The sequence below is a fragment of the Lentzea sp. HUAS12 genome, assembly GCF_024125735.1.
Classification (GTDB): domain Bacteria; phylum Actinomycetota; class Actinomycetes; order Mycobacteriales; family Pseudonocardiaceae; genus Lentzea; species Lentzea albida.
Window position 1 is genome coordinate 8,589,119 of the sequence record NZ_CP099738.1, and the last position, 23,824, is coordinate 8,612,942.

The 23,824-nt window shown below is 69.4% G+C and carries 26 protein-coding genes; 16 read left to right on the forward strand and 10 right to left on the reverse strand.

All coding sequences use genetic code 11. From position 1 onward, the window contains the following. Window position 1 precedes the first annotated feature (1 nt). Window positions 2-388 carry a PadR family transcriptional regulator gene (locus ND450_RS40290; protein WP_245786210.1) on the reverse strand — a complete coding sequence of 129 codons (387 nt, stop codon included), beginning with the start codon at window positions 386-388 and terminating at the stop codon, window positions 2-4. A gap of 203 nt (window positions 389-591) precedes the next feature. Between ND450_RS40290 and rlmN the strand changes: the two genes are divergently transcribed. Next, window positions 592-1,698, forward strand: a complete 1,107-nt coding sequence (gene rlmN / locus ND450_RS40295; protein WP_089917533.1) for a 23S rRNA (adenine(2503)-C(2))-methyltransferase RlmN — start codon at window positions 592-594, stop codon at window positions 1,696-1,698. Window positions 1,699-1,720: 22 nt separating this feature from the next. On the opposite strand, the gene ND450_RS40300 is transcribed toward rlmN, so the two are convergent. The 3 genes from ND450_RS40300 to ND450_RS40310 all read right to left on the reverse strand — a co-directional run bounded on the left by ND450_RS40300 (window position 1,721) and on the right by ND450_RS40310 (window position 4,646). Continuing rightward, the gene (locus tag ND450_RS40300) at window positions 1,721-2,695 is read right to left on the reverse strand and encodes a hypothetical protein (RefSeq protein WP_253323300.1); all 975 of its coding nucleotides are present in this window, start codon (window positions 2,693-2,695) and stop codon (window positions 1,721-1,723) included. Between the two features lie 147 nt (window positions 2,696-2,842). Next, window positions 2,843-3,334, reverse strand: a complete 492-nt coding sequence (locus ND450_RS40305) for a carbonic anhydrase (protein ID WP_253323301.1) — start codon at window positions 3,332-3,334, stop codon at window positions 2,843-2,845. A gap of 118 nt (window positions 3,335-3,452) precedes the next feature. Continuing rightward, window positions 3,453-4,646: a ricin-type beta-trefoil lectin domain protein gene (locus ND450_RS40310; protein WP_253323302.1), complete on the reverse strand. Its 1,194-nt coding sequence runs from the start codon at window positions 4,644-4,646 to the stop codon at window positions 3,453-3,455. Window positions 4,647-4,783: 137 nt separating this feature from the next. Between ND450_RS40310 and ND450_RS40315 the strand changes: the two genes are divergently transcribed. Beyond that, window positions 4,784-6,358 (forward strand): serine/threonine-protein kinase, encoded by a 1,575-nt coding sequence (locus ND450_RS40315; protein ID WP_253323303.1) that lies wholly within the window; start codon window positions 4,784-4,786, stop codon window positions 6,356-6,358. Here the strand turns inward: ND450_RS40315 and ND450_RS40320 are convergent, their stop codons facing one another. Both ND450_RS40320 and ND450_RS40325 read right to left on the reverse strand, forming a co-directional pair. Next, window positions 6,359-6,745, reverse strand: coding sequence for a helix-turn-helix domain-containing protein (locus ND450_RS40320; RefSeq protein WP_253323304.1), 387 nt, complete (start codon window positions 6,743-6,745; stop codon window positions 6,359-6,361). A gap of 96 nt (window positions 6,746-6,841) precedes the next feature. Then, a complete protein-coding gene (locus ND450_RS40325) occupies window positions 6,842-7,099 on the reverse strand; it encodes a DUF2631 domain-containing protein (protein ID WP_089917754.1) in 258 nt (85 codons plus the stop codon). A gap of 155 nt (window positions 7,100-7,254) precedes the next feature. Between ND450_RS40325 and ND450_RS40330 the strand changes: the two genes are divergently transcribed. Beyond that, window positions 7,255-8,394 carry an ABC transporter ATP-binding protein gene (locus tag ND450_RS40330; protein ID WP_089917526.1) on the forward strand — a complete coding sequence of 380 codons (1,140 nt, stop codon included), beginning with the start codon at window positions 7,255-7,257 and terminating at the stop codon, window positions 8,392-8,394. After that, a complete protein-coding gene (locus ND450_RS40335) occupies window positions 8,387-9,517 on the forward strand; it encodes a spermidine/putrescine ABC transporter substrate-binding protein (protein WP_089917523.1) in 1,131 nt (376 codons plus the stop codon). Before ND450_RS40330 ends, ND450_RS40335 begins: the two co-directional genes overlap by 8 nt. Here the strand turns inward: ND450_RS40335 and ND450_RS40340 are convergent. Both ND450_RS40340 and ND450_RS40345 read right to left on the reverse strand, forming a co-directional pair. Beyond that, complete coding sequence (locus ND450_RS40340; RefSeq protein ID WP_253323305.1) at window positions 9,504-10,616, reverse strand: cytochrome P450; 1,113 nt, start codon at window positions 10,614-10,616, stop codon at window positions 9,504-9,506. The genes ND450_RS40335 and ND450_RS40340 overlap by 14 nt on opposite strands. After that, the gene (locus ND450_RS40345) at window positions 10,591-11,130 is read right to left on the reverse strand and encodes a TetR/AcrR family transcriptional regulator (RefSeq protein ID WP_253323306.1); all 540 of its coding nucleotides are present in this window, start codon (window positions 11,128-11,130) and stop codon (window positions 10,591-10,593) included. Before ND450_RS40345 ends, ND450_RS40340 begins: the two co-directional genes overlap by 26 nt. A 55-nt stretch (window positions 11,131-11,185) precedes the next feature. On the opposite strand from ND450_RS40345, the gene ND450_RS40350 reads away from it, so the two are divergent. The 4 genes from ND450_RS40350 to ND450_RS40365 all read left to right on the forward strand — a co-directional run bounded on the left by ND450_RS40350 (window position 11,186) and on the right by ND450_RS40365 (window position 15,155). Further along, on the forward strand, window positions 11,186-12,025 hold the full coding sequence (locus tag ND450_RS40350; RefSeq protein WP_253323307.1) for an ABC transporter permease: 840 nt from the start codon (window positions 11,186-11,188) through the stop codon (window positions 12,023-12,025). Beyond that, the gene (locus ND450_RS40355; RefSeq protein WP_253323308.1) at window positions 12,022-12,831 is read left to right on the forward strand and encodes an ABC transporter permease; all 810 of its coding nucleotides are present in this window, start codon (window positions 12,022-12,024) and stop codon (window positions 12,829-12,831) included. Before ND450_RS40350 ends, ND450_RS40355 begins: the two co-directional genes overlap by 4 nt. Window positions 12,832-12,903: 72 nt before the next feature. After that, window positions 12,904-14,508, forward strand: coding sequence for a sensor histidine kinase (locus tag ND450_RS40360; protein WP_253323309.1), 1,605 nt, complete (start codon window positions 12,904-12,906; stop codon window positions 14,506-14,508). Then, window positions 14,505-15,155 carry a response regulator transcription factor gene (locus tag ND450_RS40365; protein ID WP_253323310.1) on the forward strand — a complete coding sequence of 217 codons (651 nt, stop codon included), beginning with the start codon at window positions 14,505-14,507 and terminating at the stop codon, window positions 15,153-15,155. Before ND450_RS40360 ends, ND450_RS40365 begins: the two co-directional genes overlap by 4 nt. A 60-nt stretch (window positions 15,156-15,215) precedes the next feature. Here ND450_RS40365 and ND450_RS40370 read toward each other — a convergent pair whose 3' ends face one another. Further along, window positions 15,216-15,482, reverse strand: coding sequence for a GlsB/YeaQ/YmgE family stress response membrane protein (locus tag ND450_RS40370; RefSeq protein WP_089917507.1), 267 nt, complete (start codon window positions 15,480-15,482; stop codon window positions 15,216-15,218). Between the two features lie 136 nt (window positions 15,483-15,618). Between ND450_RS40370 and dxr the strand changes: the two genes are divergently transcribed. The 7 genes from dxr to map all read left to right on the forward strand — a co-directional run bounded on the left by dxr (window position 15,619) and on the right by map (window position 23,114). Then, window positions 15,619-16,749, forward strand: coding sequence for a 1-deoxy-D-xylulose-5-phosphate reductoisomerase (gene dxr / locus ND450_RS40375; protein WP_253323311.1), 1,131 nt, complete (start codon window positions 15,619-15,621; stop codon window positions 16,747-16,749). A 7-nt stretch (window positions 16,750-16,756) separates the two neighbouring features. Continuing rightward, complete coding sequence (locus ND450_RS40380) at window positions 16,757-17,968, forward strand: RIP metalloprotease (protein ID WP_245786208.1); 1,212 nt, start codon at window positions 16,757-16,759, stop codon at window positions 17,966-17,968. A gap of 50 nt (window positions 17,969-18,018) precedes the next feature. Next, window positions 18,019-19,149 carry a flavodoxin-dependent (E)-4-hydroxy-3-methylbut-2-enyl-diphosphate synthase gene (gene ispG, locus ND450_RS40385; RefSeq protein ID WP_089917747.1) on the forward strand — a complete coding sequence of 377 codons (1,131 nt, stop codon included), beginning with the start codon at window positions 18,019-18,021 and terminating at the stop codon, window positions 19,147-19,149. Between the two features lie 119 nt (window positions 19,150-19,268). Beyond that, on the forward strand, window positions 19,269-20,120 hold the full coding sequence (locus ND450_RS40390) for a GNAT family N-acetyltransferase (RefSeq protein WP_253323312.1): 852 nt from the start codon (window positions 19,269-19,271) through the stop codon (window positions 20,118-20,120). Between the two features lie 18 nt (window positions 20,121-20,138). Then, on the forward strand, window positions 20,139-21,929 hold the full coding sequence (locus ND450_RS40395) for a penicillin-binding transpeptidase domain-containing protein (protein ID WP_253323313.1): 1,791 nt from the start codon (window positions 20,139-20,141) through the stop codon (window positions 21,927-21,929). Further along, entirely contained in the window at window positions 21,929-22,051 is a 123-nt protein-coding gene (locus ND450_RS45815; RefSeq protein WP_256557385.1) for a hypothetical protein, read from the forward strand. Before ND450_RS40395 ends, ND450_RS45815 begins: the two co-directional genes overlap by 1 nt. A 205-nt stretch (window positions 22,052-22,256) precedes the next feature. Next, entirely contained in the window at window positions 22,257-23,114 is an 858-nt protein-coding gene (gene map / locus ND450_RS40400; protein ID WP_089917500.1) for a type I methionyl aminopeptidase, read from the forward strand. 3 nt (window positions 23,115-23,117) lie between these two features. On the opposite strand, the gene ND450_RS45820 is transcribed toward map, so the two are convergent. Further along, complete coding sequence (locus ND450_RS45820) at window positions 23,118-23,246, reverse strand: hypothetical protein (protein ID WP_256557386.1); 129 nt, start codon at window positions 23,244-23,246, stop codon at window positions 23,118-23,120. Between the two features lie 17 nt (window positions 23,247-23,263). On the opposite strand from ND450_RS45820, the gene ND450_RS40405 reads away from it, so the two are divergent. Continuing rightward, window positions 23,264-23,824, forward strand: a complete 561-nt coding sequence (locus ND450_RS40405; RefSeq protein ID WP_253328118.1) for a bifunctional 2-polyprenyl-6-hydroxyphenol methylase/3-demethylubiquinol 3-O-methyltransferase UbiG — start codon at window positions 23,264-23,266, stop codon at window positions 23,822-23,824.

The window sequence follows — 23,824 nt, forward strand, 5'->3', positions numbered from 1 at the left end:
GTCACTCCTCGGCGAGGATGGCGTAGAGCCTGCGCCGCAGCTCGTTGTATAGCTCGGCGGCGCGGGCCTTCTGCTCCGGCGTGCCCGCGTGGGAGATCTGCTCCATCGCGGCGCCGAGCAGGCGGACCGCGGTGCGCAGTTCACCGTCGACCGGGTCGAGCTGGATCTCGATGTCGCGCCAGGGCGGGGCCGTGTGCTCCGTCCTGCCGCGCTCGGTGAGGTCGAACAACTTCTTGCCTCCTTCTTCCTCCGCGGAGACGAGGCCTTCGTCGGCGAGCATCTGCAGTGTCGGGTAGACCGAGCCGGGGCTCGGGCTCCACACGCCTCCGGTGCGCCTGGCGATCTCCTGGATGATCTCGTAGCCGTGCATCGGCCGTTCTGCCAGCAAGGACAGAACCGCCGCCCGGACGTTGCCGCGCCTCTGGCGGCCGCCGCCCCTGCCTCGCCCGCCGCCCCCGAAGGGGCCGTGGCGATGCCTCTGGTGGTGTTCTCGGTGGTGTGGTCGCATCATCATGTCGTTAACGATATATCGGAACCTATCGCGATGCAACGGTCTTGTGTTGGTGAAGTTCGTGGGACACTAGATGTGCTATGACCTCGCTTCCCCTTGTCTTCGACGCGCCCAAGCGCGGCCTGCCGCCGCGCCACCTGGTCGACCTCTCGCCCGCCCAACGCGCGGAAGCCGTTGCGGCGCTGGGTGAGAAGCCGTTCCGGGCCAAGCAGCTGTCGAACCACTACTTCAGCCGCCTGACCGTCGACCCCGCCGAGATGACCGACATCCCGGCGTCCACGCGCGACAAGCTCGTGGCCGACCTGATGCCGCCGTTGTTCACGGTCGTGCGCAAGGTCACCACCGACGAGGGCACGACGGCCAAGACGCTGCTGCGCGCGCACGACGGCACGCTCATCGAGTCGGTCCTGATGCGCTACCCGGACCGCGCGACGCTGTGCATCTCGTCGCAGGCGGGCTGCGGCATGGCGTGCCCGTTCTGCGCGACCGGCCAGGGCGGCCTGCAGCGCAACCTGTCGACCGCGGAGATCGTGGACCAGGTGCGCCTCGGCGCCGCCGCCATGCGCGACGGAGACCTGCCCGGTGGCCCCGGCCGGCTGTCGAACATCGTCTTCATGGGCATGGGCGAGCCGCTCGCGAACTACAAGCGCATCCTCGAGGCCGTCCACCGCATCTGCGACCCGGCGCCGGACGGCCTGGGCATCTCGCAGCGCCACGTGACGGTGTCGACGGTCGGGCTCGTGCCGGCGATCAAGAAGCTGACTGAGGAGAACCTCCAGGTCCGCCTCGCGGTGTCGCTGCACACGCCGGACGACGAGCTGCGCGACACGCTGGTGCCGGTCAACACGAAGTGGAACGTCTCCGAGGTGCTCGAGGCGGCCCGCGGGTACGCGGACAAGACCGGCCGCCGGGTCAGCATCGAGTACGCGCTGATCCGCGACATCAACGACCAGGGCTGGCGCGCCGACCTGCTGGGCAAGAAGCTGCGCAAGCACCTCGGGCAGCTCGTGCACGTGAACCTGATCCCGCTGAACCCGACGCCGGGCAGCAAGTGGGATGCGTCGCCGAAGCCGGTCGAGCGCGAGTTCGTGCGGCGGGTGCGGGAGCAGGGTGTCGAGTGCACCGTGCGGGACACGCGGGGTCAGGAGATCGCCGCGGCCTGCGGTCAGCTGGCGGCCGAGGGCTGACCGCGGTGATCCCCGCCGGGGTCTAGACGTCGGTGTACCAGTGCACGCCGAGCGTGCCGCGGTTCGCGATCCGTTGCTGCGCCTCGATGCCGACCCAGCCGCGGAACCTCTGCGCGTCGTCGATCACCTGGAGCTGCGGCTTGAGGTGCGACCCGCCGGTGTAGCACTTGTTGGTGCCCTGCAGCAGGCACGTGCAGAAGTGCTCGTAGTAGTTCTTCCGGCCGCCGTCGGAGGCCAGGTAGTAGCGGACCGCCCTCTGCTCGCCGGGTTTGCACGCCGAGCAGGCCTTCGAGTTCGGGTCGGTGATCTCGACGGCGCCACTGAGGCAGTTGTCGTTGCACTTCTGGAACTGCTGCAGGTTGATCCCCGAGGTGCCCCAGTCGGAGGTCATCTTCTCGTTCACGGCGTCCCAGGCGTTGTACCGGAACTCGCCCGGGTAGCGCTTCTTCGGGATGTCGTTGACCGGCACGGAGACGGTGGTCCTGACGTTGCTGCCGTAGCCCTTGCCGACGTTCGCGCCGTAGTTCGACGCGGTCAGCGCGATCACGCTGATGCCGGTCTCCGGGCGGGTCACCGTCCAGCTCTCGGTGGCGCCGTTGCTCCAGGTGATGGCGAGCTGGTCACCGGTCGTGGTGTAGCGGCCCTTCAGTTCCTTGACCTCGGCGCCGTTCTGGAACCCGCCGGCGGTGTGGATCTTGCAGTTGTCGCACCCCGCCGAGGTGGGCGCGATCGTCGCCGCCGGGTAGCCGATGCTCCAGCTCCAGAACCAGAACGCCTCGCGCACGGTGCCGTCGAGGTCGAAGTAGTACATGGCGAGCCGGGCGAACTCCTTGCCCGTGGGCGGAGTTCCCTCCGGCGCGACCTGGCCGATGGAGACCGCGTAGCTCTCCTTGCCACCCGGCCGCTCCGCCGCCTGTGCCGCGCTGGGCGACACCACCCCGATCAGCGTGAGCGCTCCGAGCAAGACGAGGCACAGCCTCGAGAACCTGCTTTTCAACGTCGTCCTCCCCAAGAGACGTGATCTGCAATCCGTTCGACCGTAGCGCGGTGGCAGGAGGGCCTCCAGGAGTGTCACCTGGTCGTGGCGGCTCGCCGCGCGCTGTCCGTGGGGGAGGAACGCGGCGAGCGCCGTACCGCCGAGCCCTCAGGGCTTCACCTCGTTCAGCGCGCCGGTGGCCACGTCGAACACGAAGCCGCGCACCGAGTCCTTCGCGGGGACGAACGGGTTGCCGGTGATGCGGGCGATCGACTGGCGGACGTCCTCCTCCAGGTCACCGAACGCCTCGGCGGACCAGGAGGGCTTCACGCCGACGTCGTCCTGGATCGAGCGCTTGAAGTCGTCGTCGGTGAACGTCAGCATGCCGCAGTCGGTGTGGTGGATGAGGATGATCTCCTTGGTGCCGAGCAGGCGCTGGCTGATCGCGAGGGAACGGATCTCGTCCTCGGTCACGACTCCGCCGGCGTTGCGGATGACGTGCGCCTCTCCCTCCTGCAGCCCCAGCACGCGGTAGACGTCGATGCGGGCGTCCATGCAGGCGACGACGGCGACGTGCTTGGCGGGCGGCAGGGGCAGCGGGCCGGAGAACTGTGCGGAGTAGAGGGCGTTGTTGGCGAGCAGTTCGTCGGTGACCGACATGGTTCGGTTCCTCTCACCTGGGGTGATGCTTGAGCCAACTGCCGCATGCGCATACGTGCAAGTGGGCCCGTCACGTGAGAAACGCCCTCACTCCGACACAAGCGGGGACAGACACGAATCAGAGTTGCCAGTTCTGGTTCGCGCCGCCCGTGCACGTCCAGATGTTCAGCCTCGTGCCGTCGGCGGAGGAGTTGCCGGCGGCGTCGAGGCACTTGCCGGACTGCGGGTTGCGCAACGTGTTCCCGACGCGCGACCACACCTGCGCCCCGGTGCCGTTGCACGTCCAGAGGTGCACCACCGTGCCGTCGGCGACGCCGGAACCGTTGACGTCCATGCATTTCCCGAACGCGCGCAACGTATCGCCGACGCGCGACCACTGCTGGGCGCCCGTGCCGTTGCAACCCCACAGCTGGATCGCCGTGCCATCAGCGGTGCCGGAGTTGCTGACGTCGACGCACTTCCCGCCGATGCCCACGATGGTTCCGGAGCCCGACGAGGTCAGGAACTGGCTGCGCGCCACGTTCCAGTGCGTCGCCAGGTAGGAGCCGGAGGCGGGGCTGGTGTGGAAGTAGTCGTTGCCGCCGCAGTCGATCTGGTTCTCGGGTGCGCCGGGGCAGACCTTCACCAGGCCGCCGGGCGGGTTCGGGATGCCGCCGTCGTCGTAACACATGATGTCCTCGTCGTCCCAGCAGTGACCGAACGCCGTGGAGTTGGGCGCCGAACGCTGCACTGCGCCCAACGTGTGCAGCAGTTCGTGCGCGCTGGCCTGCCACGTCCAGCAGCCCGTTCCCACTGCGGCGTAAGAAGGTCCCGAGTTGTAGCCGTTGTCGGCGCCGGGGCGGTCGTCGCCCGGCGCGCCCCACGCCACACCGCAGCCGCCGGAGTCGTGCCAGAACAGGTACTTGCGGTCCGTGCGGTTGTAGCCGCGGGCGGCCAGCTGGTCGGCGACCGCGGAAGGGGACGACATCGCCGACTGCGGCACGACAACGTTGTCCACCTTCGCGCGGCAGTCGGACTGCGTCACGAAACGCACGTGCCGGACGCCGCCGCCCAGGCGTGAGGCCGCCTCGACGAACGCGTTGTCGATCTGATCGGCGAAGGACTGGAACTGGCCCACGAGCTGCGGGTACCGGTCCGCCGACTGGTCGCCGCGCACGTACACGGCCTGAACGCGCTTGCCGCCCACCCCGTCGCCGTCGCAGACGACGGACTGGACGGACAGGGCGGGCGAGGGCTGCCGGAACTCGTCCGGCAGGTCGTCCACGATAGGACTGAGCAGAGTCAACGCCGCCAACAACACGCCCAGAGACATGAGCAGACCGCCTTCAACGCGAGGACAGGGAAGCGGTCTAGACCATCTCGAACGGTAGCGAACCCGGTACGCACTGTCAGCGGACAGAACCGGACAGGAAACCAGCCGACACGACCGTGCGGCTACCATGCGGCGTCGTGGGGGACGAGACGAGGCTGGTCGCGGGCAGGTACGCGACGATCAGAGAGCTGGGCCGCGGCGGCATGGGGGTCGTCTGGCTCGCCGAGGACAGGGTCATCGGCCGGCAGGTCGCGCTCAAGGAGCTGCGGACCACCGAGACCGAGCGGGTGCTGCGCGAAGCCCGCACGGCAGGGCGCCTGAACAGCCCGAACGTCGTCGGCATCTACGACGTCATCGTCGAGCACGGCGTCACGTACCTGGTCATGGAGCTCGTCGAGGCGCCGACGCTGTCCGAGGTCATGGCGCGCAGGAGCCTCACCGAGGACGAGGTCGCGAACATCGGCCTGCAGACGCTCAACGCGCTGGAGGCGGCGCACGCGGCGGGCATCGTGCACCGGGACGTCAAGCCCAGCAACATCATGGTGCTGCCCGACGGACGCGTGAAGCTCGCCGACTTCGGCATCGCCCGCGCGATGGACGACCCGGGCCTGACGGCGACCGGCGGCATCATGGGCTCGCCCGGTTACATGGCGCCGGAGCTGTTCGCGGGCAAGCAGCCCTCACCGGCGAGCGACCTGTGGGCGTTGGGCGCCACCATGTTCCACGCCGTCGAGGGCCGTTCACCGTTCCAACGGGACACGACCGCGGCCACCATGCACGCGATCATGTACGAGCAGCCGGTCCTCCAGCGGACCAGGGGCCCGCTCGCCGACACGGTCATGGCGTTGCTGGCCCAGGACGACACGCGCCGGCTCACGGCCGCCCAGCTGCGGGAACGGCTCAGCGGCGCCACCACGACGGTCAAACCGCTGTCGCCGTCGGAGCAGACCGTGGTGATCGAACCGGTCACGAGCTTCGTCGCGCCGAACACGCCCACGCACGCGGACTGGGACGAGAAACCGAAGTCCCGCAAGAGGATCGGACTGTTCGCCGGTGCCGCGGCGGTAGTCGTGGTGGTCGCGCTCGCGGCCGTCTTCCTGATCAAGCCGGAGACGCGGCAGGGCGAGGCGGCCGCGGCGCAGCAGGGCCTGGCCTCCGAACAGCCGTCCTCCACGGCGAGCAGCGCGCCCTCCAGCACGGCGGCGAGCAGCAGCAGCGCCGCCCCGAGCAGCAGCAGCGCGGCGCCGTCGTCCACGCAGACCTCGAAGTCCGTGCAGGCGACGCAGCCGGGCCAGCCCCCGCAGCAGACGACGCCACCGGCGCCGCCTCGCGAAAGCCTCGCGTTCTCCCGCTACCGCAACGGGAACGGCTGGCACTACAGCGGAACGCCGAACATCGCCGTCCCGCCCGGCTTCGCGGTCGAGAACACCGGTGGCCTCGGCAAACTCCTCGCGAAGCAGGAGCCGAACAGCAAACCGCTCTACAGCTGCGTCATCAACAACTCCGAGGACCGGATGACCTCCTCCTCGGCGACCTGCGAGGGGCAGACCCGCTACGGCGGCGTTCTCGGCTACGTCTTCACCGCGAAGCCCGCCGACGTGAAGACCCTGCCGCTCTACCGCTGCAACCTGGGCGGGCACCACTTCGACTCGGTGGTGGAGAACTGCGAGGGCTACAAGCAGGAGTTCCTGCAGGGGTGGGTCCTCGCCTGATCAGCGGGGCGTGGCGGGCTCCGCGCCGACCGGCTCGGCCTTGTCGAACGTCTCCCGCGCCTCGGCCACGGTCTCGTAGTTCCGCTGCGCCCACGACCGCAGCGCGGCCAGCGGCTCGGTGACGCTTCGCCCCAGTTCGGTCAGCTCGTACTCGACGCGCAACGGCACCGAGGGGTAGACCGTGCGCGTGACGAGCCCATCGCGCTCCAGCGTGCGCAACGTCTGGGTGAGCATCTTCTGGCTGATGCCCTCCAGTCGCCGCTTCAGCTCGCTGAACCGCCGCGGCCCGTCCTCCAGGTCGCCGATCACCAGCGCGGTCCACCTCGACGCGACCATGTCCAGCAGGCCGCGGCAGGGGCACTCCTTGCTGTAAACGTTCCTGATCACCCCTGGTTTCTACCAGAGACCAGGTCTCCAGGGGGTCAGAAACGGCTCATGCCCCGGATGCGGTGGACCGCATTCGGGGCATGAGCGGAAGGCTGATCAGCTGCGCCAGGGCTTCTTGCGGCGCGCGGCGTCCCACAGCAGCAGTGCGATGATCGAGACACCGGAGGCGACGAGCCAGATGTTCTCGGTCTGACCGTGGTGGTTGCCGATCAGCATCAGGAAGCAGAAGATCGCGGAGAGCCAGCCGGCGATGCGCGTGCCCTTGGGCAGCTGACCGTGCCAGCCCCACTCGTGCGACGGCTCCTCGTGAGGGTCGACGGCAGGACGCTTGTCCAGTTCCGAGGACGAAGCCACGGTTTCCTCCACTGCTCATCCGGATTACGAGGTCATCGTCGCACATGTGGGTGGGCACGGATGTGTGAGGTCGCGCGCGCACGCCTTACGAGCCAGGTCGGGCGGGTTACGCTCTGGGCGGCCCCACCCGTTCGACCTTGCGAAGGCGCCTCGACTTGACCGGCTTCTCCCCCGCCGAGGCCTCCACCCCGGACACGTTCGCCCCCGTCGAGATCGGTCTCCACGGCGTGCGCAAGCGCTTCTCCGACCAGGTGGCGGTCGACGGCGTGTCGCTGAACGTCCACGAGGGCGAGTTCTTCTCGGTGCTCGGCCCGTCGGGCTGCGGCAAGACCACGGTGCTGCGCATGATCGCCGGGTTCGCCGACCCCGACGAGGGCCGCATCGAGCTCGACGGCAACGACATGGTGGGCGTTCCTCCCTACCGGCGCGACGTCAACACCGTCTTCCAGTCGTACGCGCTGTTCCCGCACATGTCGGTGTGGGACAACGTCGCGTACGGTCTCAAGCGCAAGAAGGTCCGCGGCGCCGAGCTGAAGAAGCGCGTCGGCGAGCACCTCGAACTCGTGCGGCTCTCGCAGTTCGCGAAGCGCAGGCCCGCCCAGCTCTCCGGTGGTCAGCAGCAGCGCGTGGCCATCGCCCGTGCGCTCGCCGCCGGTCCTCGGCTGCTCCTGCTCGACGAACCGCTCGGCGCGCTCGACGCCAAGCTCCGCAAAGAGCTGCAGATGGAGCTGATGCGCATCCAGCGCGAGGTCGGCACGACGTTCCTCTACGTCACGCACGACCAGGAGGAGGCGCTCGTCCTCTCGCACCGCGTCGCCGTCATGAACGCGGGCAGGATCGAGCAGGTCGGCTACCCCGAGGACGTCTACGAACGGCCCGCGACGCGGTTCGTCGCCGGGTTCATCGGCACGTCCAACATCCTCGACGCCAGGGTGTCCGGTGTGGACGGTGGGATGGTGTCGCTCGACGCTCCCGGCGCCACGAACCTGCGTGCCGGGTTCTCCGGCGCGGTGGGCCACGGCAGGGAGGTCGCCGCGACGGTGCGCCCCGAGAAGGTGCACCTGTTCGACGAGACCGCCGAGCCGCCGACGGGCTGGTGCGTGCTGCGGGGCGTCGTCCAGGACGTCGTCTACACCGGCGTCTCGACGCAGTTCGTGGTCGAGACGCCCGCGGGCGTGCTCACGGCGTTCGTGCAGAACGCCCGGCGCATCGACGACGCGGGCGCGCCCGGCCAGGCCGTGCGGATGGCGTGGGACCCCGAGTTCACCGTGCTGCTGGAGCCGGGCGATGGGTGAGCTCAGGATCGCCCGGCTGTGGGACGTCGACAGCCCTCGGGTGACCCGGCGCACGATGCTGGGCTCGATGGCGTTCTTCGCCCTAGCGGCCTGCGCGGTCGGTCCGGCGCCCACGGACTCCGGTGGCGCGAGCGCCGCCAAGGCCGCGAACCTGGCCGATGAGCCGAAGCTCAACTTCTACAACTGGACCGACTACATCGCGCCGGAGACGTTGCCGGGCTTCAGCTCGATCAGCGGCATCGAGGTGACGTACGACAACTTCTCCACCAACGACGAGATGGAAGCCAAGATCGCGTCCGGTCAGGCCGGCTACGACCTCGTGGTGCCGAGCGACAACTTCCTGCGCCGGTTCCTGCGGTCCGGCCTGCTGCAGCCGCTCGACCACGACGCGATCCCGAACCTGCGCAACCTGGAACCGAGGTTCGCCGAGGCCGAGTACGACCCCGGGAACCGGTTCTCCGTGCCGTGGGCCTGGGGCACGACGGGGCTGGCGTACTCGAAGTCGCAGATCGGCGGCGAGGTGACGAGCTTCGACGCCTTCGACCTGCCGGACGCCCGAGGGCGCAGCTCGATCCTCGACGAGGCCCGCGACGGCATGGCGATCGGGCTGCTGAAGCTCGGCCACGACCCGAACACCACGGATCCGAAGCAGATCGACGACGCGGCGAACTTCCTGCTGTCGCTGAAGAAGAAGCTCGGCCAGATCACCTCGGACGTGATCGAACCGCTGACCTCGGGCCAGGTGCGGCTCGCGCAGGCGTACTCCGGTGACGCGTTCCAGGCCAGTGACACCAACGACGACATCGGCTACGCCATCCCGAGCGAGGGCGGACTGTCCTACGTGGACCTCCTGGTCATCCCGAAGGACGCGCCGCACGCCGCGAACGCGCACCGGTTCATCGACTTCGTCCTCGGTGCGGAGGCGGGGGCGGCGCTGTCCAACGCCGTCCGGTACGGCAGCCCCAACGCCGCCGCGAAGCCGTTGATCGACAAGGAGCTGCTGAACGACCCGGTGGTCTACCCGCCGGACGACCAGCTCGCGAAGCTCCCGTTCACCAAGGACCTCGGCGGCGACGCCGAAGCGCTCTACGCGGACGCCTGGACGAAGGTCAAGACCGGCTGACCGGCATCGACCTCATGCCGCGGATCACCACCGAGTCGCGGAACTCGATCGGTCCGGTCTGCCGCAGATCGGGCATCCGGCGGGCGAGCGCGCGCAACGCCACGTCGCCCTCCATGCGCGCGAGTGTCGCGCCCAGGCAGTAGTGGATGCCGCTGGAGAACGCGAGGTGCTCCGGCTTGTGCACGCGCATCACGTCGAACTTGTGCGCCTCCGGGTACACCTCGGGATCGCGGTTCGCCGCGCCGATCAGCAGGGTGATCCACTCGTCCTTGGCGATCCGGTCGACGTCCTCGTGCGCGATGCGGCTGGTCAGCTGCACCGGCGGCGCCCACCGCAGGGTCTCCTCGACGACCGCGGGCGCGAGCTCGGGGTTGGCCTTGAACAGCGTCCACTGCGCGGGGTGGTCGAGCAGCGCCCGCGTGGCGTTGCCGATCAGGTTCACCGTGGTCTCGAAGCCCGCGACCAGCAGCAACACCAGCGTGCCGACCATCTCCTGCGCGGTGAGCTTCTGCTCCGCCTCCGCGGCGACCAGCGAGCTGATCACGTCGTCGCCGGGTGTCCGCCGGCGTTGCGCGATGAGCCGGTCGAACAGTGCGAGCACCTTGTCGTGGGCGTCCGACATCTCCGGCGTGACACCCGAGTCGAACGACGCGGCGACGAGCGCGCCGTAGTCGGCGAACTCGGCGGTGTCGGAGTCGGGGATGCCGAGCAGGTCGCTGATCACCGAGATCGGCAGCGGCGCCGCGAAGTCCGCGATCAGGTCGAACTCGTCCCGGTCGAGCAGGGCGTCGGCGACCTTCTCGACCCGCGCCCGGTACTCGTCGATCTTCTTCGGGCTGAACGCCGGCGTCGCGAGCCTGCGCAGCCGCGTGTGGTCCGGCGGGTCGAGCTCCAGGAACGAGTCGGGCAGCAGGCTGCCGTTGGCCGGAGAGCTGCCGTCGGCGAGCCGGACGCCGAACCGGCGGTCGCGCAGGACCTTGTTGGCGATCGTGTGGCTCGTGGTGATCCACATTCCGTTGTCGGTCGTCAGCGGGCCTTGCGCACGTAGCCGTTCGTAGATCGGATGCGGGTCTTCATGCCCTGTCAGTTGCTCCAGCACTTGCTACCCCCTCGAACACAGTGGTGAGCACGAACCGGGGAGCGTCCAGCGGCGCGAGACGGCCGTCGCTGATCGCCTCCCAGGCGTTGAAGAGCCCGGCGTAGAGGGTCTGGAGGATCCACCACGCGGGCAGGTCGCGGCGCAGCGTCGTGCCCTGCAGCCGGGTGATCAGGTCGAGCACGGGCCGGTCCATCTCGCGGATGCGGGCCGCCAGCTCCTCGTCGCGTTCGAGACCGGGGAAGCGGAGCAGGAACTCCACCCGCGGGCCCAGCGCGACCAGCCGGGTGACCAGGTCCTCGAGCGCCCCGTCGGCGTCGAAGTCGACCTGGCGCGCGACCGAGTAGATGAGGTCGAGCGCGTCGCTCGCGACGGCGCGGACCAGTGCCGCACGGGTGGGGAAGCGCTTGTGGAGTGTGGTCCTCCCGACACCGGCCGCCCTCGCGACGTCGCCGAGGGACGCCGTCGGGTCCTTGAGCAGCACGGACGTGGCCGTCTGCAGCAGGTGAACACTCATGTTCACAACGGTACACGAGTGTTCGGCACCGTGTCGGGTGGCAGGATGTGCGCTCGTGTTCCGACGCTGGCTGAAGGCCAACGCCCTCCTCGCCCCGACCGGGGTCTGGCTGGCGTTCTTCCTGATCGCGCCGCTCGTCGTGGTCGTCGAGTTCAGCTTCGCGACGCGGCACACCGGTGTCGCCCGCGCGGTGCTGCCGTGGACGGTCCAGGCGTACCGGACGGCGCTGGACCCGGCGTTCCTGCCGATCTTCGGGCGGACCCTGCTCTACGCCGGCGCGACCACGCTCGCGTGCCTGCTGCTCGGCTTCCCGCTGGCGTGGTTCATCGCGCGGTACGGCGGGCGCTACCGGACGGCACTGCTCGCGGCCGTGCTGATCCCGTTCTGGTCGAGCTACCTCGCGCGGATCTACGCGTGGAAGGCGTTGCTGGACGGTGAGGGGCTCGTGAACACCGTGCTCGGGTGGGCCGGGCTGGACCGCGACGGCGGGTTCCTGCTGACCGACGGCGCCGTGGTGCTAGGTCTGACGTACGGCTTCCTGCCGTTCATGGTGCTGCCTCTGTACGTGGCGTGCGAACGGTTCGACATGCGGCTCGTGGAGGCGTCGTACGACCTGGGCCACGGCCGTGTGTCGACGTTCTTCCGAGTGGTGCTGCCTGGGGTGATGAGCGGTGTGCTGGCCGGGTCGTTGCTGGTGCTGGTGCCCGCGGCGGGTGACTTCGTGACGCCGAAGCTGCTCGGCGGCGTGGACCAGTCGACGTTCGGGTCGGTGATCGACGACCAGTTCCGCGGCGGCAACAACTGGCCCCTCGGCTCGGCGATGGCGGTGCTGCTGCTCGTGCTCGTGGTGTTCGTGCTGGTCCTGCGCGGACGGCGTGGGGAGGACGTGCTGTGAACCGTCGTCCGTGGGCGCTCGGTGCCGTGGTGGCCCTGGTGTTCCTGTTCCTGTACGCGCCGATCGCGTGGCTCGCCATCGCGTCGTTCAACTCGTCGCGGTCGTTGTCGCGCATCAGCGGGTTCTCGCTGCAGTGGTACGCGGAACTCGCTGACGACACACGGGTTTTCGCGTCGTTGCAGCTGACCCTGCAACTGGCGCTGGCATCGGCGGCGATCTCGACGGTGATCGGGACGCTGGCCGCTTTCGGCCTGCGCAGGGCGTTTCCCGGCCGTGCTCTGTGGACGGTGCTGCTGTCGCTGCCGCTCGTGGTGCCCGAGGTCGTGATGGGCGTGGCGATGCTCGGGTTCTTCGTCAAGCTCGCCGGTGTGCCGCTGGGGTTCGGGGCGCTGCTGTGCGCGCACGTGGCGTTCTCGCTGAGCTTCGTGGTCGTCGTGGTGCGGTCGAGGGTGTCCGGGATGGACGTCCGGATGGAGGAGGCCGCGGCCGACCTCGGGGCGTCGCCCTTCGTGGCGTTCCGGACCGTGACGCTGCCGCTGGTGGCGCCCGCGGTGGCGGCGGGTGCGGCGTTCGCGTTCCTGCTGTCGTTCGACGACGTGGTGATCTCGTCGTACCTGACCGGTGTCGGCTCGACGACGTTGCCGGTGTTCGTCTACGCGCAGGCGTCGAAGCGCGGGATCTCGCCGGAGGTCGTGGCGCTGTCGACGTTGATGGTGACGGCGACGGCGCTGTTGTTGATCATCGGTGTGGTGTTCGCGTCGTGGCGTGCGCGGCGGGCGGGATCAGCCGCGAAGCTGGCCGTGTAGTCAACTTTCGTCGCGGGAGATCGATACTCCAGCGTGCCGCGCGGACATGGGACGTCTCGTTAGTTTGAGAGCGTGATTACTGCTGTGCGCACCAGGGCGGAGGTGTTCCGCGCCGACACCCTGGCGCGGCTGCGCGGGCTGACCGTGGTGCGGCTCGTCGGCGACCTGATCGTGCTGGTCGCGGCGCTCCTGCTGGACGTGTGGCCGGGGCCGTGGGCCGAGACGAAGGCGTCGGGCTGGACGCTCGCCGGGATCTTCGCGGTCTACGTCGTCCTGCTGCCGTTGCGGCACCTGCTGCCCGCGACGGCGATGATCGGGGGCGCGGCGCTGACGTTCCTCGGGCCCGCGGCGATGGTGGTGCTCAGCTACACGGCGGGCCGCCGGATCGAGTCGTGGGTCAAGGCGGTGGTGTCGACGACGATCACGTTCGTCGCCGTGGTGCTGCTGTGGGACTGGGACGCGCGCCCGCTCGACATCGAGCCCGTCTACGGGATGCTCATCCTGATCACGATCTTCGGCGTGGGCGTGGCGCTGCCGTTCCTCGTCGGGCGGTACCTGGCGCAGCGCGAGGCGCTGGTGCTCGCCATGCAGGAACGCGAGGCCCGCATGCGCGGCGAGCACAAGATGCTGTCGCGGCAGGTCCGCCTGCGCGAACGCAGCCGCATCGCCCAGGACATGCACGACAGCCTCGGCCACCGGCTGTCGCTGATCTCCGTGCACGCGGGCGCCCTGGCGCTGGACCCGTCGCTGGGGGAGAAGCAGCGCGAGGCGATCGGGGTGCTGCGCTCGGCGGCGTTGACCGGCATGGGGGAGCTGCGGGCGATCATCGGCGTCCTACGGGCCGAGGACGGTCCCGACGACGACCCGGCGACACGCACTGCGGAGTCCATCGACTCGTTGGTCGCCGACGCGCGCAAGGCAGGCGTTCTGGTCAGTCTGGTGCGCGGCGGGCAAGCACACCCGTTGCCGTCACGTGTCTCTCACGCCGCCTATCGCGTCGCTCAGGAGGGCCTGACCAACGCCGCCAAGCACGCACCGGGCGCCGCCGTGCAGGTGACGGTGAAGTACGAGCCGGACGCCCTTGTCGTGGAGGTGCGCAACAACCCGTCGCGCGCCGGATCTCCGGGCGGTGCGCCGGGCGTGGGCCTGATCGGCCTCACCGAACGCGTCCGCGTCGCCGGCGGCATCCTGCACGTCGGTGCACTGCCGTCCGGCGGCTTCCGCATCGCCGCCGTGCTGCCGTACGAGGAGACCGCGCTCCCCGACGAGCCCGAGGACGAGCAGGACGAGGCCGAGTCGCCGCGCGGCATCCGCAAGTGGGCGGGCGTCGGCTCGATCGCGGGCGCGACCCTGGTGCTGGCGATCATCATCGGCGGCTTCACCTTCCTGGGCGCCCAGCCGGTGACCGAGGTGGTGTCGCAGGAGAACCTGGACCGCATCCAGGAGGGCCAGCCCGAGGCCGACGTCCTCGCGCTCCTCCCGGCGGGCGACGAACCCCTGGTCGCCGATGGCGAGCGCAAGTCGCAGGCGTCCCCCGAACCACCCGGCGCCCGGTGCGTCTACCACATCACCGACGAGCAGTCGTACCTCGCGAAGGGCACCAGGGTGGTGCGTTTCTGCTTCCGAGACGGCAAGCTGGTCGAGAAGAAGATCCACGTGCAGAGGACTGGTCAATGATCCGGGTGCTCATCGCCGACGACGAGCCGCTGATGCGTGCGGGCATCAAGGCCATCCTCGGCACCGCCGACGACATCGAGCTCGTCGCGGAGGCGGGCGACGGCCGCGAGGCGGTGCAGATCGTCCGCGAGCGCAGGGTCGACGTGGCGGTGCTCGACATCCGCATGCCCCGCATGGACGGCCTGGCCTGCGCGCGCGAGCTGCGGGTCGCGGCACCGTCGGTGCGGGTCGTGATGCTGACGACGTTCGGCGAGGACGACAACATCGTGCGCGCGTTGTCCGACGGCGCCGCCGGGTTCCTCTTGAAGGACTCCGCCCCCGAGGAGCTGCTGCGCGCCGTGCGCGCGGTGCACAACGGCGAGGCGTACCTGTCGCCGATGGTCACGTCCCGCGTGGTCGGCATGGTGGCGACGTCCGGCCAGCCGAAGCGGCAGGAGGCCCAGAAGGCCGTCGAAGGGCTGACCGACCGCGAGGTGGAGGTTCTCGCGCTGCTCGGGCAGGGGATGTCGAACGCCGACGTGGGCGCGAAGCTGCACATGTCGGAGGCGACCGTGAAGACGTACGTGTCGCGCCTGCTGGCGAAGCTGGGCCTGACGAACCGCGTGCAGGCGGCCCTGCTGGCCCGCGACGCGGGCATCGCGACCTGAGGCGGAAAAGACGAAGGGCCGTTCGGGTGTCACCCGAACGGCCCCAAACGTCTGAAGCGGCTAAGCGTGGCTTCGCCGACCCGTGACCAGCCGGTAGATGCCCAGCAGGATCAGCGCTCCGACAATGGCCAGCAGCCACGTCCGAATCTCGAAGAACGAGCCGAGGTCGGTCCCGAAGACGGCAGATCCGATGAATCCGCCCAGGATCGCGCCAACGATGCCGATCAGCATCGTGATGATGATTCCGCCCGGGTCTTTGCCCGGCATGATCGCCTTGGCGATGGCTCCGGCCAGCAGGCCGAGCACGATCCATCCGAGGATGCCCACCGAGAGTCTCCTTCCAACGACTTGACGCCGCTGGAATGCCCTCGATCTGGCGACTTCACACCTCCAAAACCACTCCGTTATCAAAGTAACGGGCTGTGCCGAGGCTCTCAGGCACTCTCCGGAACAATGAGGGGCGATGAGTACTCCACGCACTGTCCTGATCCTGGGGTCGACCGGCTCGATCGGCACCCAGGCGCTCGACGTCATCCGGCGCAACCGCGACCGCTTCCAGGTCGTCGGGCTCGGCGCGGGCGGGCGTCAGCTGGACCTGCTCAAGGAGCAGGCAGCAGAGTTCGACGTCCACGCGGTCGCCGTCGCGAACGGCGCCGATGTGCCCGGTGTCAGGACGCTGACCAGCATGGTCGACCTGATCGAGGCGTGTCCGGCGGACGTCGTCCTCAACGGCATGGACGGGTCCAGGGGGCTGGAGCCGTCGCTCAAGGCCCTCGAGAGCGGGGCGACGCTGGCCCTCGCGAACAAGGAGTCGCTCATCGCGGGCGGGCCGCTCGTGCTGGGGGCGGCGAAGCCCGGTCAGATAGTGCCGGTCGACTCCGAGCACTCGGCGCTCGCGCAATGCCTTCGCGGTGGCACCGAGAACGAAGTGCACAAACTGGTTCTCACGGCATCCGGTGGGCCTTTTCGGGGCAAAAGCCGCAAAGAGCTCGAAGCGGTCACCGTGCAGCAGGCCATGGCGCACCCGACGTGGTCGATGGGGCAGGTCGTCACCATCAACTCGGCGAACCTCGTCAACAAGGGGCTCGAGCTGATCGAGGCGCACCTGCTGTTCGGGGTCCCCTACGACCGGGTCGACGTCGTGGTCCATCCTCAGTCCATCATTCACTCGATGGTCACCTTCACGGACGGCTCGACGCTCGCGCAGGCGTCGCCTCCGGACATGCGGCTGCCGATCTCGCTCGGGCTGGGGTGGCCCGAACGCGTCGCGGGTGCCGCGCCCGCCTGTACCTTTGACACCGCCACCTCGTGGACGTTCGAACCGCTGGACAGCGTCACGTTCCCGTCGGTCGAGCTCGCGCGGCAGGCCGGCACCACCGGTGGTTGCCATCCTGCGATCTACAACGCCGCGAACGAGGAGGCGCTCGCCTCCTTCGTCGCCGGCCACACGTCGTTCCTGTCGATCGTGGACACCATCGGCCAGGTTCTCGGCGAGGCGAACGAATGGGTGAACGACCCCGCGGACGTCGCGGAGGTCATGGCCGCCGAGGACTGGGCACGCGCACGTGCCCGCGAGCTGGTTGGAAGGAACTGAACTTCTCGTGAACACATTCATCAACATCCTCGGGGTGCTGTTGTTCGCGTTCGGCATCGCGGTGTCCATCGCGCTGCACGAGTTCGGGCACCTGCTGACCGCCAAGGCCTTCGGCATGAAGGTCACCCGCTACTTCATCGGCTTCGGCCCGAAGCTCTTCTCGTTCCGCAAGGGCGAGACCGAGTACGGCCTGAAGGCGATCCCGGCCGGTGGGTTCTGCGAGATCACCGGCATGACGGCGCTGGACGAGGTGCACCCCGACGACCGCAAGCGCGCCTTCTACAACCAGAAGGTGTGGAAGCGCGTCGTCGTGCTGTCCGCCGGCTCCATCACGCACTTCATCCTCGGCTTCATCATCCTGCTGATCCTCGCGATGTCGCTCGGCCTGCCGAACAACAAGGACCTGCCGGTCCTCGCCGAGATCACGCCGTGCGTGCAGGACCACACCGTCGGCCTCACCGCGCCCTGCCAGCCCGGCGCCCCGGCCCCGGCCAAGGACGCGGGCCTGCAGCCCGGCGACGAGGTCACGGCCATCGCCGGCAAGCCGATCTCGACGTGGTCGGAGATGCTCAAGGTCACCCGCGACCTGAAGGGCCCGACGGAGTTCAAGGTGCTGCGCGACGGCAAGGAGCTCGCCCTCACGGTGAACGTGCCGCAGGTCACCCGCGAGGTGCTCGACGGCAAGGGCGGCCGCGAGGTCAAGGAGGTCGGCGCCATCGGCGTCACCTGGCAGCAGAACTTCGAGTACAGCCCGCTCGCCGCGGTGCCCGCCTCCATCGCGTTCACCGGCGACATGTTCGTGAACACCTGGAAGGGCCTCATGCGCTTCCCGGAGCGCATCCCGGCCGTGGTCAAGGCCATCGGTGGCGGAGAGCGAGACCTGGACACGCCCATCTCGGTGGTGGGTGCGTCACGGCTGGGTGGTGACGCGGCCGAACGCGGTCTGTGGGCCTTCTTCATCCTTATGCTGGCAGGCCTGAACTTCTTCGTCGGTGTGTTCAACCTCCTGCCCCTGCTGCCGCTTGACGGTGGTCACATCGCCGTCAACCTCTACGAACGGGTGCGAGACTGGGTGAGGAAGCTGCGCGGGAAGCCCGCCGGCGCCCCGGTCAACTACATGCGCCTGTTGCCGCTCACCTACGTGGTCATCTTCATCGGCGGCGCCATCACGCTGCTGACCGTGACCGCCGACATCGTCAACCCGATCAGGTTGCAATAAGTGATCCACGGAAAGGTGCACAACCCATGAGTGACGGCGTGATGCTCGGAATGCCGGCACTGCCGCCGCCGGTGCTGTCGGAGCGACGCAAGACCAGGCAGCTGATGGTCGGCAACGTCGGTGTCGGCAGCGAGTTCCCCGTCTCCGTCCAGTCGATGACGACGACCCTCACGTCGGACGTCAACGCGACGTTGCAGCAGATCGCGGAACTCACCGCGGCCGGCTGCGACATCGTCCGGGTCGCCTGCCCCTCGCAGGACGACGCGGACGCGCTGCCGGCGATCGCCCGCAAGTCCCAGATCCCGGTGATCGCCGACATCCACTTCCAGCCGAAGTACGTCTTCGCCGCCATCGAGGCCGGCTGTGCCGCTGTCCGGGTCAACCCGGGCAACATCCGCAAGTTCGACGACCAGGTGAAGGAGATCGCGGCCGCCGCCAAGGACCACGGCACCCCGATCCGGATCGGTGTGAACGCCGGTTCGCTCGACCCGCGCCTGCTCGCCAAGTACGGCAAGGCCACGCCCGAGGCGCTGGCCGAGTCGGCGATGTGGGAGGCGTCGCTCTTCGCCGAGCACGACTTCCACGACATCAAGATCTCCGTCAAGCACAACGACCCGGTCGTGATGGTGCGGGCGTACGAGCTGCTGGCCGAGCAGTGCGACTACCCGCTGCACCTGGGTGTGACCGAGGCCGGTCCCGCGTTCCAGGGCACCATCAAGTCGGCCGTCGCGTTCGGCGCGCTGCTGCGCCAGGGCATCGGCGACACCATCCGGGTGTCGCTGTCGGCCCCGCCGGTCGAGGAGATCAAGGTCGGCCACCAGATCCTCCAGTCGCTCAACCTGCGCCCGCGCAAGCTGGAGATCGTGTCCTGCCCGTCGTGCGGCCGCGCCCAGGTGGACGTGTACACGCTCGCCGAGCAGGTCACGGCCGGTCTGGAGGGCATGGAGGTGCCGTTGCGCGTCGCCGTCATGGGCTGCGTCGTGAACGGCCCCGGCGAGGCCCGCGAGGCCGACCTGGGTGTCGCGTCCGGCAACGGCAAGGGCCAGATCTTCGTCAAGGGCAAGGTCATCAAGACCGTGCCCGAGCACGCGATCGTCGAGACCCTCATCGAGGAGGCCATGCGCCTCGCCGAGGAGATGGAGCCGGTCGAGGGCGGCGCGCCCGCCGTCACCGTCGGCTGATAACCAGCAACGACGTGAGGGGCGTCTCTCGTTCTGAGAGGCGCCCCTCACCGTGTGTCCAGGCACAGGGCACTGTTGGCTGATGTCGAACACACGGTCCATCTGGCACGCTAGGTGACGTGCTGAGGCTGGCCGGAGCGCGCGTGCTGGACGAACGCGACCTGATCGACGTACGCGGGGTCTTCGAGACGGACCCCGTTGCCGCGTGCATGGTCGCCGCGAGGGTCGAAGTCGCCGGCCTCGACCCGTGGCGGCTGGGCGGTGAGATGTGGGGCTCGGACGCCAAGCCGGTCAGGGGCAAGGTCGACGGCCTGTGCTTCTCCGGCCCGAACCTGATCCCGCTCAAGGGCAGCGCCGCGGCGATGCGCATGTTCGCCGACCGCGCCCGGCGCCGTGGCCGCATGTGTTCCAGCCTCGTCGGGCCCGCCGAGCAGGTCCTGACGTTGTGGGACGAGTTGCAGCCGGACTGGGGCCCCGCGCGTGAGGTCCGCGCCGACCAGCCGCTGATGGCCCTCTCGGCGGCCCCGAAGATCACCCCGGACCCGATGGTCCGCCAGGTCCGCCCGAGCGAGCTGAACCGCTACCTGCCCGCCGCCATCTCGATGTTCATCGAGGAGGTCGGCATCGACCCGTGCGCCGAGGACGGCGGCGCGGGCTACCGGGCACGGGTGAGCGAGCTGATCGCCGCGGGCAGGGCGTTCGCGAGGTTCGAGCACGGCGAGGTCGTGTTCAAGGCCGAGATCGGCGCGATGTCGTCGAAGGTCGGCCAGATCCAGGGCGTCTGGGTGCGCCCGGACCGCCGGGGAGAAGGCATCGGAACAGCGGGAACGGCGGCGGTCGCGGACCGGCTGACCCGCGTTCTCAACCGCACGGCGAGCCTCTACGTGAACGGCTACAACCACGTCGCGCAGGCCGCCTACCGCCGGATCGGTTTCGAACAAGTCGGGCAATACGCCACCGTCCTCTTCTGACCGGGCATACTCGCGCGGGTGCGCCTTCTCGCGACGATCACGGTGGTCCTGGTGACGGTGAGCGGCTGTGGGCTGTTCGAATCGGAACCGGGGGCACCCGAGATCACCAACGAATTCCTGGCGAAGCTCGCGTCCGGTGACGTGCAGGGTGCCGCCGGGATGACCGACAACCCGAACGACGCCAAGGAGACCCTGGACAAGTTCCGGGCGGCGCTCAAGCCGGAGGGCCTGAGCAGCAAGGTCGACCAGATCCGCAAGAACGGCGAGCTCGCGTCCGAGGCGTCCGTCACGCTCGACTGGAACCTCGGCAAGAACCGCCACTGGACGTACCCGACCAAGTTCGACGTGCGCCAGGAGGGCGATACCTGGAAGGTGCACTGGGCGTCGTCGGTGGCCCACCCGAAGCTCGCGCCGCAGCAGTCGGTCAAGCTCACCGAGCTCACCCCGGACCCGGCGCCGGTGCTCGACCGCGACGGCACGCCGTTGCTCGCCCCCGAACGCGTCGTGTCGGTGCTGCTCGTCGCGAAGGAGGCCGGTGACGTCGCCGCGGTCACCAAGACCCTCGCCGAGGCGTTGAACCCGATCGACAAGGCCATCACCCAGCAGACGATCACCGACGGCGTCGCCAAGACGCCCGAGGGCCAGGCCTACCAGGTGGCGGCGCTGCGCGACCCCGACTACCAGACGGTGAAGCCGAAGATCTACGAACTGCCCGGCGTGCGGTTCAGCGCGCAGACCTCGCTGCTCGCGCCGAGCCGCACGTTCGGCTCCCAGGTGCTGCCCGCGGTGCGCAAGCTGATGGAGAACGAGATCGCCGGCAACGCGGGCTTCCGCGTCAGCACGGTCGACGCGCAGGGCGCCGAGGTCGAGGAACTGCACTCGAAGGCCGCCGAACCGGCCAAGGCCGTGAACACCGCGCTGTCGAGGATCGTGCAGGCCGCCGCCGAGGACGCCGTCGAGCCGGTGAAGGAACCCACGATCCTGGTGGCGCTGCAACCGTCCACCGGCGACATCCTCGCCGTCGCCCAGAACGACCCGGCCGACGCGCAGGGGGCCCTCGCCCTGACCGGCCGCTTCCCGCCGGGCTCCACGATGAAGGCCGTTTCGGCACTCGCCGTGATCCAGTCCGGCAAGGTCACCGCCGACACCCCGGTCCCGTGCCCCGGCAAGACCACGATCGACGGCCGCCGGATCGTGCCGAACTCGAGCGAGTTCGACAAGGGCACCATCCCGCTGCACTCGGCGTTCGCGTTCTCCTGCAACACCACCTTCGCGCAGTTGGCCGTGGACATGGCCCCGGAGATGCTGCCGAACGCGGCCCTGTCACTGGGCCTCGGCGTCGACTTCGACATCGCGGGCCTCACCACGATCACCGGCTCCGTCCCGCCCGCGACCGACGTCGTGGAACGCGCGGAGGACTCGTTCGGCCAGGGCAAGGTGCTGGCCTCGCCGTTCGGCATGGCGCTGGTCGGCGCGTCCATCGCGAAGGGCTCGATGCCGGTGCCGCAACTGGTGCGCGGCAAGGAGACCAAAGCGGACAAGCAGCCCACCGCACCACCCGCCGCCGTTCTGGAGCCGGTGCGCGCGATGATGCGCGAGGTCGTCGAGAACGGCACTGCACCGCAACTCAAGCCGTACGGGGACGTGCGGGGCAAGACTGGTACCGCGCAGTTCGGTGACGGCGTGCACTCACACGGGTGGTTCATGGGTTATCGGGGCGATCTCGCGTTCGCGACCCTGGTGCTCAGCGGGGAGACTTCGACTCCAGCCGTGGACGTGGCGGCGAGGTTCCTGAAGGCGGTGCCGTGATGAGCAGGACCAAGGATCTGACGGTGCGGGAGCGGCTGGTTCGGGCGGGGATCCTGTTGCCGGTGCCGCGGCAGCCGGAGCCGGGGGAGATGCGGGACGAGCCACGCAGGGGTGAGGCCTGACGCGGTGGTGTCAGGCTGAGGTGGGCCGTGCGCGCGTGGGGTGGCTGCCTGAGTTGTGGCGGCCGTGCGCGCGTGGGCGCTCGCCTAGCCGTGACGGGCTGTGCGCGTGTGGGCGCCAGCCTCAGCTGTGCACAGCCGTGTGCGCACACCCCACCCAAGGACCACACTCCGGGCCCCACGCGCGTGCAAGGCTAATCTGGGAACCATGGCTGTTCGTGCTGTGCTGCAACCCGGTGTGCAATCCCCGCGTCGTCAGGTGCCGTCGCGCATCGTGCGTCCCGAGTACGTGGACAAGCCCGCGCCGCAGAAGAGCACCGACCCGTGGGTGCAGCCGCCCGAGGTCATCGAGGCCATGCGGGTGGCCGGGCGCCTCGCCGCGCAGGCGTTGCAGGAGGCCGGCAAGGTCGTCGTGCCGGGTGTGACGACGGACGAGATCGACGCTGTGGCGCACGAGTTCCTGTGCGACAACGGCGCGTACCCGTCGACGCTCGGGTACCGGGGGTTCCCGAAGTCGTGCTGCACCTCGCTGAACGAGGTCATCTGCCACGGCATCCCGGACAGCACGGTCGTCGAGGACGGCGACATCGTCAACATCGACGTCACGGCCTTCATCGGTGGCGTGCACGGCGACACGAACGCGACGTTCCTCGCGGGCAACGTCTCCGAGGAGGCGAAGCTCCTCGTCGAGCGGACGCACGAGGCGACGATGCGCGCCATCAAGGCCGTGAAGCCCGGTCGTGAGCTGAACGTCGTCGGTCGTGTCATCGAGGCGTACGCCAAGAGGTTCGGCTACGGTGTCGTGCGTGACTTCACGGGCCACGGCATCGGCCGCACGTTCCACAGCGGACTCGTGGTCCTGCACTACGACGAGCCGTCGGTGAAGACGGTGCTGGAGCCGGGCATGACGTTCACGATCGAGCCGATGATCACGCTCGGCGAGTTCGAGGGCGAGATGTGGGACGACGGCTGGACCGTCACCACGCGGGACAAGAGCTGGACCGCTCAGTTCGAGCACACGATCGTGGTGACCGAGACGGGCTCGGAGATCCTCACGGTCTGCTGACCGTCACGGGCGGGACGCGATGGCCGTGAGCGCTTCGGCGAGGACGTGCAGGCTCTCGCGGGGCACGCGGTCGAGGACGTGCTGCCGGGCGATGTCGCTGTAGTGCGCCTTCGCCCGCTGGACCTCGGTCACGCCGGCCGCAGCCCGCGATCGTCGAGGCCGAGGAGAAGGGCTGGTTCACCGGTCCCGTCCTCGACCTCGGGTGCGGCACGGGGGAGAACACGCTCTTCCTCAGCCGCGCCGGGTACGAGGCGGTCGGGGTGGACATCGCGGAGGGCGCGATCGGGCAGGCCCGTGCCCAGGCCGCAGCGGAGGACGTCGCGCCGTGGTTCGTGGTGGGTGACGTGCTGAGGCCGGCCGAGCTGGAGCTCCCCGCCCGGCGGTGGGCCACCGTGCTCGACTGCGCGCTCTTCCACGTCTTCGACGCCGCCGGCCGCGCCGCCTGCGTGCGGTCGCTCGCCGGACTCCTGGAGCCGGGCGGGCACGTCGTCGTGCTGGCCATGTCGACCGACGGCCCGCACTTCGGCCCGGAGGTGGACGACGAGGTCGTCAGGGCCGCGTTCGCCGAGCCGCACTGGTCGGTCGAGGAGCTGCTGACCTCGGCGTTCCGGGGGCGGATCAGCCACGAGGGGGAGACCGGCACCACCGGCCTGCGGATCGGCGACCCGCTCGACGTGCCGGCCAGGCTCGCGCGCGTCCGCCGCCTGTGA

Bases quoted from the DNA above. Each gene is read 5' to 3' on its own strand.
- rlmN (WP_089917533.1), top strand. From the start codon at position 592: ATGACCTCGCTTCCCCTTGTCTTCGACGCGCCCAAGCGCGGCCTGCCG.
- ND450_RS40305 (WP_253323301.1), bottom strand. From the start codon at position 3,334: ATGTCGGTCACCGACGAACTGCTCGCCAACAACGCCCTCTACTCCGCA.
- ND450_RS40310 (WP_253323302.1), bottom strand. From the start codon at position 4,646: ATGTCTCTGGGCGTGTTGTTGGCGGCGTTGACTCTGCTCAGTCCTATC.
- ND450_RS40335 (WP_089917523.1), top strand. From the start codon at position 8,387: ATGGGTGAGCTCAGGATCGCCCGGCTGTGGGACGTCGACAGCCCTCGG.
- ND450_RS40345 (WP_253323306.1), bottom strand. From the start codon at position 11,130: ATGAGTGTTCACCTGCTGCAGACGGCCACGTCCGTGCTGCTCAAGGAC.
- ND450_RS40365 (WP_253323310.1), top strand. From the start codon at position 14,505: ATGATCCGGGTGCTCATCGCCGACGACGAGCCGCTGATGCGTGCGGGC.
- dxr (WP_253323311.1), top strand. From the start codon at position 15,619: ATGAGTACTCCACGCACTGTCCTGATCCTGGGGTCGACCGGCTCGATC.
- ispG (WP_089917747.1), top strand. From the start codon at position 18,019: ATGCCGGCACTGCCGCCGCCGGTGCTGTCGGAGCGACGCAAGACCAGG.
- ND450_RS45815 (WP_256557385.1), top strand. From the start codon at position 21,929: ATGAGCAGGACCAAGGATCTGACGGTGCGGGAGCGGCTGGTTCGGGCG.
- map (WP_089917500.1), top strand. From the start codon at position 22,257: ATGGCTGTTCGTGCTGTGCTGCAACCCGGTGTGCAATCCCCGCGTCGT.